Source organism: Candidatus Auribacterota bacterium, from assembly GCA_026392035.1.
Classification (GTDB): domain Bacteria; phylum Auribacterota; class Tritonobacteria; order UBA1439; family UBA1439; genus JAPLCX01.
Window position 1 is genome coordinate 25,600 of record JAPLCX010000083.1, and the last position, 13,511, is coordinate 39,110.

At 58.2% G+C, this 13,511-nt stretch carries 15 protein-coding genes; 3 read left to right on the top strand and 12 right to left on the bottom strand.

Annotated elements, in window-relative coordinates; all coding sequences use genetic code 11:
• Nucleotides 1–102: 102 nt before the first annotated feature.
• The 6 genes from radC to NTX71_08840 form a co-directional block, all read right to left on the bottom strand.
• Nucleotides 103–774: a DNA repair protein RadC gene (gene radC / locus NTX71_08815; protein MCX6340004.1), complete on the bottom strand. Its 672-nt coding sequence runs from the start codon at nt 772–774 to the stop codon at nt 103–105.
• Between the two features lie 37 nt (nt 775–811).
• The gene (rfbD, locus tag NTX71_08820; protein ID MCX6340005.1) at nt 812–1,747 is read right to left on the bottom strand and encodes a dTDP-4-dehydrorhamnose reductase; all 936 of its coding nucleotides are present in this window, start codon (nt 1,745–1,747) and stop codon (nt 812–814) included.
• Between the two features lie 130 nt (nt 1,748–1,877).
• Entirely contained in the window at nt 1,878–2,888 is a 1,011-nt protein-coding gene (gene rfbB / locus NTX71_08825) for a dTDP-glucose 4,6-dehydratase (protein MCX6340006.1), read from the bottom strand.
• 64 nt (nt 2,889–2,952) lie between these two features.
• Complete coding sequence (locus NTX71_08830) at nt 2,953–3,690, bottom strand: sugar phosphate nucleotidyltransferase (protein ID MCX6340007.1); 738 nt, start codon at nt 3,688–3,690, stop codon at nt 2,953–2,955.
• 78 nt (nt 3,691–3,768) lie between these two features.
• Nucleotides 3,769–4,224 (bottom strand): dTDP-4-dehydrorhamnose 3,5-epimerase family protein, encoded by a 456-nt coding sequence (locus tag NTX71_08835; protein ID MCX6340008.1) that lies wholly within the window; start codon nt 4,222–4,224, stop codon nt 3,769–3,771.
• A gap of 236 nt (nt 4,225–4,460) precedes the next feature.
• Nucleotides 4,461–5,399, bottom strand: coding sequence for a lysylphosphatidylglycerol synthase transmembrane domain-containing protein (locus NTX71_08840; GenBank protein ID MCX6340009.1), 939 nt, complete (start codon nt 5,397–5,399; stop codon nt 4,461–4,463).
• Nucleotides 5,400–5,535: 136 nt separating this feature from the next.
• On the opposite strand from NTX71_08840, the gene NTX71_08845 reads away from it, so the two are divergent.
• Nucleotides 5,536–5,856 carry a hypothetical protein gene (locus tag NTX71_08845; protein ID MCX6340010.1) on the top strand — a complete coding sequence of 107 codons (321 nt, stop codon included), beginning with the start codon at nt 5,536–5,538 and terminating at the stop codon, nt 5,854–5,856.
• On the opposite strand, the gene thiD is transcribed toward NTX71_08845, so the two are convergent.
• From thiD to NTX71_08860, 3 genes are read right to left on the bottom strand one after another with little or no spacing between them, the layout of a single operon-like run.
• Nucleotides 5,847–6,617, bottom strand: a complete 771-nt coding sequence (gene thiD, locus NTX71_08850; GenBank protein ID MCX6340011.1) for a bifunctional hydroxymethylpyrimidine kinase/phosphomethylpyrimidine kinase — start codon at nt 6,615–6,617, stop codon at nt 5,847–5,849. The genes NTX71_08845 and thiD overlap by 10 nt on opposite strands.
• A gap of 20 nt (nt 6,618–6,637) precedes the next feature.
• Nucleotides 6,638–7,054, bottom strand: coding sequence for a (deoxy)nucleoside triphosphate pyrophosphohydrolase (locus tag NTX71_08855; protein MCX6340012.1), 417 nt, complete (start codon nt 7,052–7,054; stop codon nt 6,638–6,640).
• Nucleotides 7,051–7,458 (bottom strand): hypothetical protein, encoded by a 408-nt coding sequence (locus tag NTX71_08860; protein ID MCX6340013.1) that lies wholly within the window; start codon nt 7,456–7,458, stop codon nt 7,051–7,053. The genes NTX71_08855 and NTX71_08860 overlap by 4 nt, the downstream gene beginning before the upstream one ends.
• An 81-nt stretch (nt 7,459–7,539) precedes the next feature.
• Here NTX71_08860 and NTX71_08865 point away from each other — a divergent pair, with 81 nt between their 5' ends.
• Entirely contained in the window at nt 7,540–8,565 is a 1,026-nt protein-coding gene (locus NTX71_08865; GenBank protein ID MCX6340014.1) for a hypothetical protein, read from the top strand.
• Nucleotides 8,566–8,768: 203 nt separating this feature from the next.
• Nucleotides 8,769–10,175, top strand: a complete 1,407-nt coding sequence (locus NTX71_08870) for a hypothetical protein (GenBank protein ID MCX6340015.1) — start codon at nt 8,769–8,771, stop codon at nt 10,173–10,175.
• Here the strand turns inward: NTX71_08870 and NTX71_08875 are convergent.
• The 3 genes from NTX71_08875 to NTX71_08885 all read right to left on the bottom strand — a co-directional run bounded on the left by NTX71_08875 (nt 10,159) and on the right by NTX71_08885 (nt 13,437).
• Complete coding sequence (locus NTX71_08875; GenBank protein ID MCX6340016.1) at nt 10,159–11,085, bottom strand: hypothetical protein; 927 nt, start codon at nt 11,083–11,085, stop codon at nt 10,159–10,161. The genes NTX71_08870 and NTX71_08875 overlap by 17 nt on opposite strands.
• Nucleotides 11,086–11,178: 93 nt before the next feature.
• Nucleotides 11,179–11,682, bottom strand: coding sequence for a dCTP deaminase (gene dcd, locus NTX71_08880; GenBank protein MCX6340017.1), 504 nt, complete (start codon nt 11,680–11,682; stop codon nt 11,179–11,181).
• A 126-nt stretch (nt 11,683–11,808) separates the two neighbouring features.
• Nucleotides 11,809–13,437: a hypothetical protein gene (locus NTX71_08885; GenBank protein ID MCX6340018.1), complete on the bottom strand. Its 1,629-nt coding sequence runs from the start codon at nt 13,435–13,437 to the stop codon at nt 11,809–11,811.
• Nucleotides 13,438–13,511 lie beyond the last annotated feature (74 nt).

Consider the following 13,511-nt stretch of genomic DNA (forward strand, 5'->3'; position numbering starts at 1 on the left):
CCGCAATCTTGCTATTCAGCAAATGCTTTCTCCCGCGGATAAACGCCTCTTTGAAAGATACTCTGATAATCCGCGATTATCCGCGCCTATCCGCGGATTAAATCATAATAAGTTATTCTCTGCAAAGCTGAAATACCCATCCCTGCCGACCACCAGATGGTCCAGGATGCGGATGTCCATGGTACGGCAGGCTTCTGCGATCGAACTCGTGATGGTTTTATCCTCCGCCGAAGGTTCCGGATGGCCGCTCGGATGATTGTGGACCAAGATCAGCCCCACCGCATGGTGCGCGAGGGCCGATTCGACAATCTTCCGCGGGTAGACCACCGCGCGGTCAACCGTCCCCTCATGGATGGTCTCGTAGTCCATCACCTCATTCTTGACATTGAGAAAGATGACCATAAAATCCTCGCGAGGGAGGGAGGCGAGCTTCATCCTGGCGAAATCCACGACCGCGCGGGGCGAGGAGAGCAGGTCCCGGCTCATCATCTTCTCTGCCATATACTCCGTGCAGAGCTCTTTGATCAGTGGGATGAGCAATGCCGACCGCGGCCCGATCCCCTTCACCGACTCGAGCTCGCGCGGGCTCGCGTCAATGACCGCCGAGAGGCTGCCGAATCGCTCGATGAGACTTTTGGCGAGCGGCTTGACGTCCCTTCGAGAGATCACATAGGTGAGGAGAAGTTCGAGCGACTCGTAGTCGTGCATCGCCACCGCGCCGCTCTTCTCGAACCGTTCCCGCAGCCGCGTCCGGTGATGGAGATAGTGTGGCATTTTTGAAAAAGGGGACAGGCTACTTTTTCTGTTGAGTTTATGCATCGGTAGTGCTTTTCATCTGTGTGAGAGAGTGATTTTTTCTTTCCTTTTGATTCTTATCCGAGGTGAAAAAGTAGCCTGTCCCCTTTTTCATGTACTCCCCTACCGCCTCTCTCCATTGCCGCATCGGGGCGCCAGTCAGCCCGGCGTAGCGTGAGCCATCGAGCGCCGAGAACGGCGGCCGCGGGGCGGGGCGAGAGAGGCGTTCGCTCGTGATCTCGTTCACCCTCACACCGCTGATCCCCCCGAGTTCGAGGATCGCGCGGGCGTACTCGCACCAGGAACAGACGCCGCTATTCGTCACATTGACGATGCCCCGGCAGTCTGTCATGAGCAGCGAGCCGATTGCCTTGGCGAGATCGCGCGCGTAGGTGGGGCAACCGCGCTGGTCTCCCACCACCTCAAGGACAGGCTGCCTGGCCGCGGCCCTGAGTATCGTGTCAACAAAGTTCTTCCCGTGCAGGCCGAAGAGCCACGAGGTTCTGACAATGATATAGTCGTCGAGGCCGCGCCGGACCGCCTGCTCCCCGGCCAGTTTCGATTTCCCGTATGCGCTCTGGGGATTTGTCGCCGCGTCCTCTCGGTAGGGCTTTTTCGCGCGGCCGTCGAAGACGTAGTCCGTGCTCAGGTAAATCATCCTGGCGCAGGCGGCGCGGCAGGCCGCGGCGACGTACCCCGCCCCCTGCGCGTTAACGGCGAACGCACCGTCCGGGTCACCCTCGCACCCATCGACATCCGTGCGCGCGGCCGCGTTGACGACAGCATGCGGCCTGAGCTCCCTGATATACGCCTCCGTGCCCTCTCTATCGGTGATATCAACCTCGCCGATGTCAACGCCGGTGAGCTCCCACGCGGGCGAGAGAATATCCATCAGCTCGTGCCCGAGCATGCCCGCTGCCCCGATCACCAGGATTCTCTCATGTGTGGCCATTGTTCAACCCTGAAGGCAATCTCTTGATCCGAACCGGCGAACCGGTGTATCGGCGAAAAGGAACGTTGATCATTGAACTGTGTATGCTATTGCGCCGTCTCGCCGATTCGCCCTGTCGCCGTTTCGCGGGCTATGCCTGCTCACGCTCCACGTACTGCTTCCGGTAGTACTCCCAGTACTCCCCGCTCTTCAGCTTATCCCACCACCACTCGTTGCGGGCGTACCAGTCAACCGTCTCCCCCATCGCCTTCTTGAAATCCCCCCGCGGCCGCCAGCCGAGCTTTTTCACCTTGTCGCAGTTGAGCGAGTAGCGCCGGTCATGCCCCTGCCTGTCCTTGACCTGTTTTATGAGAGTGCGGGGCTTTTTCAGGCAATCAAGAATGAAATGGGTAAGTTCGACATTGGGAATCTCGTTCCCCCCCCCGACGTTGTACACCTCGCCGTCAGTTCCCGCTTCGATGAGGAGCGCGACCGCGGCGCAGTGGTCCTCCACGAACAGCCAGTCCCGCACGTTCATGCCGTCGCCGTAGAGCGGGACGGGAATGTCCCTGAGCGCGTTGGTGACGAAAAGCGGTATAACCTTTTCCGGATACTGGTATGGCCCGAAGTTGTTGGAGGCCCTCGTGATGACCACCGGGAGCTGATAGGTCGCCCAGTAGGAATAGGCGAGCCTGTCGGCGCCGGCCTTGCTCGCGGCGTAGGGGTTCCTGGGCATGAGGGGATCGGTCTCCTTGAACGACCCTTTCTCGATGCTCCCGTACACTTCATCGGTGGAGATCTGTATAAACTTTTTGATCTTGTGCGCGCGGGCGCTCTCGAGCAGCACGAAGGCCCCGTAGACGTCTGTGCGGATGAAATCCCCCGCGTGGCCGATCGCGCGGTCAACGTGCGTCTCCGCCGCGAAGTTGGCGATCACCTCGATACCCTCACCCACTATCCTCCGCACCAGCGACGCGTCGGCGATGTCACCCTTGATGAACCGGTAGCGCGGATCCGACTGGATATCCTTCAGGTTGTCCAGATTCCCCGCGTAGGTGAGCTTGTCGAGGTTGACGATCGAGCAGTCCCTGTGTTTTGAGAGATAGTACCGTATGAAGTTCGAGCCTATGAATCCGGCGCCGCCGGTCACGAGCAGTTTCATGAAGTCACCATGTATTGTTGAGGGTTGGGAGTTGAGGACATGAGGCGTTATAACTCTCAACTGCTCACATATCCATCTTATTGGCCCCGCGTTCGTAGACGAGCATGTTGACCTTCATCAACCGATCAATGGAAGCCCCCGCGTCAGCCCACCATCCCTTCAGTATGTCATAGGTCATCTTACCCTTCTCGATGTACGCGTTGTTCACATCGGTGATCTCGAGCTCGGCGCGGCCGGAGGGAGTGATGGTTTTTATGATACTGAAAACATCATGATCGTACAGGTAGATACCGATCACGGCGTAGTTGCTGACAGGTTTATCAGGTTTCTCTACGATATGGACAATCCTGTCTCCTGTGACCTCCGCGACGCCATAATCTTGAGGGTTGTCGACTACCTTCAGGAGGATCTTCGCTCCGTCGGCCTGCCGCTTGAAATCACTCACCGCTTTGAGGATGTTCCCCTCGATAATGTTATCGCCCAGCATGACCGCGAGCTTTTCCCCTTCCGCAAAGTGCTCGGCGAGTGAGAGCGCCTCCGCGATCCCCCCCTCCCGCTCCTGATACGCGTACTGCAACTCCTTGAGGCCGAACTCCCTCCCGCTCCCCAGAAGCCGGAGAAAATCGCCTGCATTATTGCCCCCCGTCACGATGAGGATATCGTCGATTCCCGCGTTGACCAGAGTCTGGAGAGGATAATAAATCATCGGCTTGTCATAGATAGGGAGAAGGTGCTTGTTGGTGATTTTTGTGAGCGGCGAGAGCCTCGTCCCAAGCCCTCCCGCGAGTATCACTCCTTTCATGGTCACCCCCTTAATGTGCATGCCGCCACTATTATTCCGCAGCCCCTACCTACTCGCTACCAGCTGCTCACTACCGTACTACTTCTCCTTGATGCCCCACTCATAGGGAATGTCGTTCTCATGAGGGGGGATCCGGTACTCATCAGGTTCGCTCCTGTTGTAGCATCGCGTGGGCAAATTGATCAGGAGACAGGGTTCACCCCCCACCGTTTTATAGCCGTGCATGACGAGTTCGGGGATACGGATGATAATCCTGTTGTGCTCACCCACGAAAAACTCATTCACCTCACCATGCGTGGGGGAGCCCTCACGCCCGTCATAGGCCACGATCTTTGCCATCCCCTTGACCACCGCGATGAAGTCGACCTGCTTCTTGTGATAATGCCACGCGCGCACCACGCCGGGATAATTCAGGGATACGTAGAGCTGGCCAAACCCCTCGAAGAACTCTTCATCGCAGCGCAGGATCTCCTGCAGGCACCCCCGCTCATCGGCATGCGGCCTCAACTCTTTGATTTTAACTCCGCTGATCATTGCGTCTCTCCTTTCAGGTTACAGCTCACAAAATGGAAGAGAATCAGAGTTATTATATCACGATGCCGCGGAGATTCAGCACTGCTTTTCCCCTCACCCGGTAAGGGGTCACTTATAGAGGGGGGCCACGGATCCCGCTAAGCGGGACGGATTATGACGGATATTCACAGATGAAAAGAAAGCTTCATCTGCGGCCATCCGTGTGGTTATCCGTGAAAATCCGTGGCGAACATCATTTAGAGCATCCCGCCGATGAGGCTCCATGACATCACGAGGGCGCGTATGACCAGGTCAAGTGCCAGGGCTTGATCTGCGTGGATTCCCAGCGCGCCAAACAATTTGCAATACGCGACCTCCCCCGTCCCCCAGCCCGAGGGGGTAACGGGTATCGCGCATATTGTCCCGATGAGAGGAATGAGGAGGAGGAGGTGTCCATAGGTCACCTCCGCCATGCCGAGCATCTTTGCGATCCGGTAGACAATGGCGATCGTGACGAGCTGCAATACGAGCGAAATGAGCAGCGCCCCGCAGAGTGCGGATTTGTGCGTGCGATATGTGTACAGCGCGCGGTAGAGCCGGCGGACATTTTCCTCAAAGGGGAGCCGGCTGAGCGCTCTTTTCGCGAATGGAATTCTCCTGAGGATATCCTTACTGTAGAGCACCAGGAGACCGGCGCAGGTCACGAGAAAGAACGCGAGAAACAGACATGACGCCGCGCGGAGGCGGGGATTACGGCCATTGATCATAATGCCAGCGAAGCCAATGCCGAAGAACGTCAGGAATCCGACAGTCCTGTCTGCGATGACCGAGATGAGGGCGCCCTCCCCCCTCCCCGGAGCTGCCCGCGCTAGGTAATACGCCTTGAGCACGTCGCCGCCCATCGAGCCGAGCATGATGTTGTTGAAAAAGAGGCCGATAAAGCAGTATCGCAAGATATTGATATACCGAACGCCGATATCCTGGACCTTCACGAGCATCTGCCAGCGCCAGGCGCTCATCAGCCACAGGACTCCATAGGCCGCCCCGCAGGCAAGAATGCTCCCCCGGTTCACGCCGCGGAGATAGCCGGCGAGCTCATGCAGGTCCACCTTCCTGTAGATAACGAAGGCGACTATCCCTGCCGCCAGCCCGATCTTACAAAGCATGAGAAGCTTATTCCGCAGCGATATGTTCATATGGTGGACCAGGCACATCGATGTGCGAGCTGGCTGAGTGCGAAACTTTGTCGTGATACGCCTCGGCGCTTGATTCTGAGCTGTCGTTTGTGATAGTGTATTACTGTATAACAACTACGGACTGGGGAGAAGCACAATGGTGAAGAGATTATCGCTCGCGTGCCTGATACTGCTGCTCGCCGCGGCCCTTGACCGCGCGGCATGGCCGCAGGGGCCTCAACCGCTACGGCCACCGGACGCTCCCCCGATCGCATCGGCCGGCAGGATGGTCGGTGATAAGAGCCGTGATACCTTTCTCGCCGCCGGGGGGTTTTTCACGAAATTCGGCGCGACGGTAGCGCAGGAAAGCACACGTCTCTTTATCAAGCAGGGGAAGTTCTGGAAAAGGTTCGGTCAATCCTTCGCTGATTTTCAGGAGCAGCCGGTCGGCCAGCCGCGGAAGATCGATCAGCTATGAAGGGCAAGGGCCGTTCCCTTGCCGATTTGCCAGGCACGCCCTATTTCCCGGCTCACATACGCCTTGCCGGCGCGCACCGCTTTCCCGAGCGGCATACCCTTTGCCAATCCCGCAGCGATTGCGGCAGAGAGAATGCAGCCCGACCCATGCAATTTCCCGCGCGCGCTCCGCGGGGCGCGCAACGTTGACAATGCCGTGCCGTCGTAATACCAGTCTGTCGCTCCCCCACCGCCGTGCCCTCCCTTGATGAGCACCGCCCGCGGCCCGTGCGCCCTCAGACGTTTCGCCGCCTCAAGAATATCGCCCCTGCCCCTGATCGTTATCCCCGCAACCTCCTCGGCCTCAAGGAGATTCGGAGTCACCAGGTCCGCGAGGGGGAAAAGATGCCGCACGAGGGCCTTTTCAGCACGCCGTGACAGGAGGCGGCTCCCACCGTGCGAAGTGATAACCGGATCGATCACGAGATGCGGGATCCGATACTTTAACAGGCTGCGCCACACCGCAATGATTATCCCCTCGCTCCAGAGCATCCCTGTTTTTACCGCGTGCACGCGCATCTCTCCGAGGACCGCATTTATCTGCTCCGATACGATCCGTGGTGAGAGCGGCAGCACGTCCGTCACGCGCGCGCTGTCCTGCGCGGTTACCGCCGTCACCGCGCAGACGCCGTACACCCCGCACCGCTGGAATGTTTTGAGATCCGCCTGGATCCCCGCCCCGCAGGAGGAATCAGAACCGGCAATCGTGAGCACCGTACGCATCACTCTTCGCACCTCCGCCGTTAGCGCGCGTTGAACAGACAGTTGCAAACCTTTGCGACTATAGGAATGTCAGCTGCGGCAAAATCAAAGCGCCCTATTTCGCCGCTCCCCACCCACCTCAGGTCGTGGCACTCAATGGGGCGTGGCTGGCCGCGAAGGTAGGTGCAGAGATAGCAGAGCAGGAGCACATGGTACGTTTCGCCGCCCTTCTGGTAGTTGTGTGAAACGACCTCGAAAATGTCATTGACCTCGATATCGAAATCCATTTCCTCTTTGATCTCCCGGGCAAGACAGACCCGCGGATCTTCCGTGAATTCAATTTTGCCTCCGGGGAACTCCCACTTCAGCGGCTCGAGATTGGAGTCATGCTCCCTCTGGGCGATGAGGATCTTATCACCTCTGCGGATCACCGCTGCCGCACAGATGATCGGCTTCACGCCTTCTCCCTGGACTGCCTGATCAGCCCCAGTATCCGCGCTCCTATTTCCTCCCGGGCCTTCCGGTACGCGGCGTAGGGCTTGCCCGCGGGATCGGCTATGCCCCCCCAGTCCACGCGTCCTCCGGCACACAACGCGGCGGGGAGGTCAGCCTCCGGACAGCCGAAATGCACGCAGAGGTCAAATGTTTCATTGTGGAGCGAGTCCAGCCCCCTGGGCGTGAACTCTCCGACCTCAAAGCCGCGCTCTCTCATCGCCGCTTTCGCCATCCGGTCACCTTCCGGTGCCGGGTGAATACCCGCACTCCTGGCGTCAATGATCCCCTTGCCGAATCTCACCGCGAACGCCTCCGCCATCTGGCTGAGGCACGAATTATCCCTGCAGATAAATACAATCTTCTTCATCGGGATCTCTCCTCACGTACCAACACCCGGAATCAGGAATACTGAATTCAGTAACCAGAACCGGCGCTCTATGATAGCATAATGGCAATCAACCTTCACCTGTGCATGAAAACGCATTGGAAATCCCATCGGGACAAGCTCCTTGGAACAAAAATCAGCAGGCTTGGACTTAGCCTCGGCGCCCCGCCGCTCTCACGCTGCGTTGCCGCCCTCTACCGCGAGCTCGCGGATGCGGGCATTCGGTTTCGACCGCCCTGCTATCTCTCAGACGCGTGGGGGTGTCCGGACCTGACCCCCGTCATCAGCATTCCCTTCTACCTCGCACGCCCCGACCTGTCCCGCCTCCACAGGGAAATGGGCTATGACGTTGAGGATGCGCCGGCCATCATGAGGCTCCTGAGGCATGAGGCCGGCCACGCGCTCTGCTACGCGTACCAACTCCACCGGCGGCCGGACTGGCAGGAGCTATTCGGCCCCTTCCACAAGGCGTACCACGATCACTACGTCCCAAACCCTTTCAGCGGGCGGCACGTGACACACGCCAAACACTACTACGCACAGAAGCACCCCGACGAAGATTTCGCCGAAGCGTTTGCCGTGTGGGCCGCCCCCCGCAGCGGCTGGAGAAGAATGTATGCGGGCACATCGGCGATCCGCAAACTCTTTTACATCCATGATATTGTCCGGGAGATCGGCGCATCCCCCCCCACGATGCGCAGCCGGAAGAAGGATGTTCCCGTGAAGGAGATGCGCTTCACCCTTCTGGAATATTACGGCCTCACCCCTGAAGCGCACCGGCGAGAAATGGCCGCCTACAGAGATGAAATTTTAAGAAAGGTATTCTCTGCCGAGGCTGCGCCACGGTCCATGAGCGCGCGCGAGTTCATGCGCCTGCACAGCCCCATGCTCGTTGAGAGGATCTCGTTCTGGTCCGGTCTCGACCGGTCGGACGTAAAAAGACTGCTCCATGGCTTCATGCGAAGAGCCGCGCGCCTCACGCTCCGGGTGCCGCAGGGGCGCTCCCATTCAACACTGATAGATCTCGCGTCGCTCCTTACGTTCTTTGTCCATACGTACATTCACACGAAAAAAATTGCAATATATTAGTGTAGCGACTCGTACGTGTCTTCATATCTGACTATGTCACTCCTGCGAACGCAGGAGTCCAGCTTCTATTCCGGATCCCTGCCTATGCCGGAGCGGCTTCGCGCAGGCAGGCCCGCTTCCGCGGAAATGACAGACGCTTAAATTAAGGTTGTCGTATATAATTTTACTTTCAACGTTACGCCTTACACGTTGGGCTGTAGTTTATGTATGACCAACTGCCCATAGACAATAAACTGCTGGGGGATTTTCTCGCGCTTCCCCCGCAGGAGCACCTCGATCTGCGGGAGAAAATACTCCGGCGCTCGCTCACGCGCGGGCTCACCTACCAGAGGAAGGCCGGCCTCACCCAGGCAATGAACCTCATCCCCCTTCCCGCCACGCTCCCCGTCACGCACGCGCGCTACCTCGCATGGCTCTGCCGTGAGATTATCGCTCTCGTGAAGGGGATCGTACCACGCTATCTCGACACTCCCACGTTACGGGAAGCCCTGCCACTGCTTCCGCGAGAGGGGAAATGGCTCAGGGAATGCTGGCATCCGACACACGGGACCCGCCAGCCGATCATCTACCGTCTCGATGCGGATATGCCACTCGCATCACCGCGCGCCGGGCAGTCGGCGCGTTTCTTCGAGAACAATTCCGTCGCGGTGGGGGGCATGCTCTACGCGCCGGTGGCTGAGTCGATCATCGCCGACGTGACGCTCCGCGCCCTCTACGGGGCGAGAGGCATCTCCAGTCTCCAGCCCAACGAGGACACGCGGCTCATCATTCTCAGAGAGCTCGCCTCTCACGCCCGAGCCCTCGGCCGCCGAGGGCTCACGGTCGCCATGATCGAAAACAAGAGCTGGGATGTGGGGACCACTGAACTGCCGTCACTCGTCAAATTCTTCAGGCGCCACAGGGTCAGGGCATACCTCGCGGATCCCCGGGAGCTTTCGCTGCGGCGCGGCGAGGTCTGCTATCGGGGCCGCGTCATTGACATCGCCTACAGAAACGTTGAGCTCCGCGATCTGCTCGAACTGGAGGACCAAGGGGCGCGGCTCCCCGCGCTCAGGGAGCTCTTCAAACGAAATCAGATGGTCTCGAGCCTCAGCGGGGAGTTCGACCACAAGAGCCTCCTCGAGGTGTTCACCGATGACCGGTTCCACAAACTCTTCACCAGCCGGCAGCGGGCCCTCCTCGCGCGACACATCCCCTGGACGCGGCTCATCTATGAGAGAACCACCACCGATCGAAAGGGGCGGAAGATAGATCTCTCTCGCACCATCACCAAAAACAGGGAGCAGCTCGTGATAAAACCCAACAGGCACTGCGGTGGTGAGGGAGTTGCGATAGGCCTGGAAATGGCACAGGGGCAATGGGAGCGCCTCGTTCAACAAACGCTCAAGGAATCACGAGAGTGGGTCGTACAGGAGTGGATCGACAATAAGGTCAAGCGCCTGCCGTGGTTCGCGGGGAGGAATGGCTTTCAGGCGGTCCCCATGTATACGACGTATGGTTTCATCTCAACGCCCCACGGGTTCGGGATGGTGGGGCGCGCGTGCCGGGAGAGGGTGGTCAATATCGCGAGCGGCGGCGCCCTCCTGTCAGTGTTTAAGTCGCAGGGCTAGCCGCGGGGCTCAATGTGCCAAAAAGGGCGGAGACTTTGGCTTCAATCTCCGCGAGCTTGTTCGATGCCCCCGCCGGCTCCCCGCACATCAACGCGCGTGCTTCTTTGATCCCCGCCGCGATCTTTGTCAGGGCGTCTGCCTCAGCCTCATCGACCAGGTAGCTCCCCTTTCTGATTTTTCTCGCGCCGCGCCACAGTGCCCACCCTGCCCTGCAGCGCTTGCCGTCTCGCAGCATGAGGCGCGCGTGAGCGAGGATTATCTTCGCCTGTGCGAGCCTCGCCCCCAGATAGGCTCTGCGGAGTGAATATTTTGCTTCAACGATGGCCTTCACGGCGTCCATTTCATATCCCTTTGAGTGCTTCTCTCGCGCGACCTTCAATTGGGCGCCGGCACTATCGAGGCATCGCTGCAGCGGGTCGATCCGCACGAGGTCGGCGAGCGACTGTACGCCGGCGAGCGCCGTCTGAGCATCTCCCTTCTCCACAAGGGCGGAGAGCTCGCCCATCTTCGCCTCCTCGCCACCGACATCCCAGACGCTCGCGAGCTTGTGGAGTTCATCCGTCGCGCGTTTCACGCTCCAGGCTGCCTTCTTATTATTTTTTTTCTCAAGGTCCGCGCGAACCTGTGAAAGCCTTTCATGAAACTCGGCATTGGGCAAGCCGCCGCGCGCATCGGCCAGCATGCTCTGGGCAGATGAGAGCAGCCAGCGGCCAATGGTCTGGTGGTTGGTGTCAATGGCCTGCTCGGCCTCGGTCAGGACAGAGATGGTGTCTCTGATCCTGCGCGAGGCGGTGTCACCGGCGTAGCTCATGAAATATTGAGCACTCGCCGTGCCCGGCAGGACGAGCACGCTCAACGCCGCCATGGATGCAGCGGCACATGACCATCGCCTTACCGCGACTATGAACATACCCACCTCCTTGTCATGCAATCACGCCGCTCGCACAATTAAATTACCCGCATACATGCTTCATGCCCCCACACGATACGCACGCGCCCCATGCTACTGGTCTGCGAACCGACCGCTGTAGTGCCCCTTGCCTATGGTCTTTTCAAAGATGAACTGGCAGATTTTCGTCCCCGGATGAACGGCGAGCGGGATCGGGCTCGCATTATACATCTCCAGCACCTGATGGTTGGATATTCCGGGATGCATGAATGACGCGGTGATGTGCACCAGGAGGCCCAACCTCGAGAACCTGCTCCGGCCCTCGAGCCTTCCGCAGATGTCATCCGGGAGCGTAATTTTTTCAACCGTTTTCGCGAGCGCGGATTCGCCCGGCATGAGCACGAAAAAGTCGTGGACGCGTATCGTCTCGCTGATCATCCGGTAGTCGGTATCATCCTTGATATGGAAGACCTCCCGCACCTTCTTGAAGACGGTGAATTCATTCCCCAGGTGAAGGTCTATCGAGCCGGGGCCGAGCTGTTCCCGCGTGAACGGTTCGACCTTTATGATCCCTTCCCTCAGCAACTTCTCAAGCTCAGTCTGCGCGATAACGCTCATTGATCCTCCTCATCTATTTTCGAAGTGAACGTATCCTACCATATGGCGAGGGAACGGTCAATCGCCACCAGAGTCGTTTGAGTTCTCTACGGGCATATTTCCTGCTGACCACCAGAAGCGTTTGCATCACTTTGCGACTCTGTAGATACTCACTCCTCCCCCATCGTAAATCTTTTCGAGATAACCGGCTGTCTCCAGGCTGAAGGGGCCTTTCATGCGTTCGAAATTTCCAAAGTAGATATAACTGATGCCGTTCGCCTTTAAAAATTCTCGCTTCTCTCTCTCGGCCCTGGGACCGTAGAGCACCCAGTCCGCCAGCCGTGCTTTATCAGTGAACCTCAATGTCTCAGACCAGTGCCCCACATACACCCTGTTTCCGGTGTAGGCAGGCAGATAGAGGCCGCTCTTGTATGAAGAAATGACTGCAGCATCCTCATTATTGTTCTCCTTCATCCATCTCATTGCCGCGACATCTCCCTCATACAGGTAGAACTCGAGCGGCTTGGTTTTCATATCGGTGATGCAGCTCATGACCTTGACGATGTTGGAAGGGGTGGTCATCAGAAAGATGAGCACGAGGATAATCGCCTCCACGTGACGTCTCTTCCCCGTGTCGAGGGCTGTCACCGGGATAAATATGCCAGAGCACGCGGGCAGGAGGTACCTGAATGTCCCCCGCGCCGCAAGGATGCACAGCGGCACGTGGACGGCCGTTGAGAGCCTCCGCTGGAAGGAGAGTGGCGCGTAGAGGAGTATTGCCACAGCGATTACCCATACCGCAAGGAGCCAATCGTCGCGATTTCCCCTCCTAAAAATCCACGCCAGCTCAGGCATGGCGATGAAGAGCACGATGCCGTAGCCGATGACGTAGCTCAACGGGTGCGGGGACAAAAACTTCTCTTTCGACCACTCGATGAATACGGGCTCCGTCCTAAAGAGATAAAGCATGTAGAGGAAGGCGGGCAGCGCGACGAGAGCGATAACCGCAGAGGAAGCAAGGACGCGCGCGGCGTCATGCCGGTACTTGAAATACACCGTGATGCAATACGTCACCATAACTACCGTGATGGTCACCATGTCGACCGTGTGCACGAAGCTGAGGGCAACGAGCGAGAGCCCCCCATAGATACTGTTGACCAGTAGCCTCCCCCTGAGCGCCCTGAGCAAGAAGCCGAACCCGAGCAGCATCAGGGCCGCGGTGAGCGCGAATTGGGGGAATGAGAAAATCGTTTCAAACGTGATCGTCTCCGCGATCCAGTAGTCTATCGGGACGATGTTGAGCCTCGAGAAAAGCATCTCCCACTGGTGATCGGGGATCACCCAGCAGAGCCCCGACGAGAACGCGCACAGGGCGAAGGCAAAGGTGCGCTCCCGTTGATCTTCGATAAAAAAGCCGATAAACCAATAGATCACATAAAAGAGCAGCAGGGTGTAAAAAACCAGCGCGCCGTAGTAGACCGCGAGGGGGCTCAAACGCGAATAACGCGCCACGATTCCAAGCGTCCACGTGAACGGATTGAAAAAAAGCGGCCGCTGTTCCTCCAGCGTAAAATCGCGCCTGATGAAAAATTTTCCCTCGGACGCCTGCTGGATGCGGGAGAGGTAGCTGTTCTGATCATAGGGATGGTCGGGGAATCCCATGTACACCATCCCCGGAAGAGTATTGAAGTATCCCCAGGTATACGGGATGAACACAATCGCCACGACCGCGATTGCAATCGCCCTGACCACACATGCGTGTTTATCTGCGCTCATCTGCGGCTATTGTGGACCAATGAAGAAATTTTACTCAGTATCTTCTGCGACTATTTCCAAGACAATCCGTGTCT

Excerpts from the sequence above, each read along its gene's own strand:
- radC (MCX6340004.1), bottom strand. The coding sequence starts at position 774 with ATGCCACACTATCTCCATCACCGGACGCGGCTGCGGGAACGGTTCGAG.
- rfbD (MCX6340005.1), bottom strand. The coding sequence starts at position 1,747 with ATGGCCACACATGAGAGAATCCTGGTGATCGGGGCAGCGGGCATGCTC.
- rfbB (MCX6340006.1), bottom strand. The coding sequence starts at position 2,888 with ATGAAACTGCTCGTGACCGGCGGCGCCGGATTCATAGGCTCGAACTTC.
- NTX71_08830 (MCX6340007.1), bottom strand. The coding sequence starts at position 3,690 with ATGAAAGGAGTGATACTCGCGGGAGGGCTTGGGACGAGGCTCTCGCCG.
- NTX71_08835 (MCX6340008.1), bottom strand. The coding sequence starts at position 4,224 with ATGATCAGCGGAGTTAAAATCAAAGAGTTGAGGCCGCATGCCGATGAG.
- NTX71_08840 (MCX6340009.1), bottom strand. The coding sequence starts at position 5,399 with ATGAACATATCGCTGCGGAATAAGCTTCTCATGCTTTGTAAGATCGGG.
- NTX71_08845 (MCX6340010.1), top strand. The coding sequence starts at position 5,536 with ATGGTGAAGAGATTATCGCTCGCGTGCCTGATACTGCTGCTCGCCGCG.
- thiD (MCX6340011.1), bottom strand. The coding sequence starts at position 6,617 with ATGCGTACGGTGCTCACGATTGCCGGTTCTGATTCCTCCTGCGGGGCG.
- NTX71_08860 (MCX6340013.1), bottom strand. The coding sequence starts at position 7,458 with ATGAAGAAGATTGTATTTATCTGCAGGGATAATTCGTGCCTCAGCCAG.
- NTX71_08865 (MCX6340014.1), top strand. The coding sequence starts at position 7,540 with ATGGCAATCAACCTTCACCTGTGCATGAAAACGCATTGGAAATCCCAT.
- NTX71_08870 (MCX6340015.1), top strand. The coding sequence starts at position 8,769 with ATGTATGACCAACTGCCCATAGACAATAAACTGCTGGGGGATTTTCTC.
- NTX71_08875 (MCX6340016.1), bottom strand. The coding sequence starts at position 11,085 with ATGTTCATAGTCGCGGTAAGGCGATGGTCATGTGCCGCTGCATCCATG.
- dcd (MCX6340017.1), bottom strand. The coding sequence starts at position 11,682 with ATGAGCGTTATCGCGCAGACTGAGCTTGAGAAGTTGCTGAGGGAAGGG.
- NTX71_08885 (MCX6340018.1), bottom strand. The coding sequence starts at position 13,437 with ATGAGCGCAGATAAACACGCATGTGTGGTCAGGGCGATTGCAATCGCG.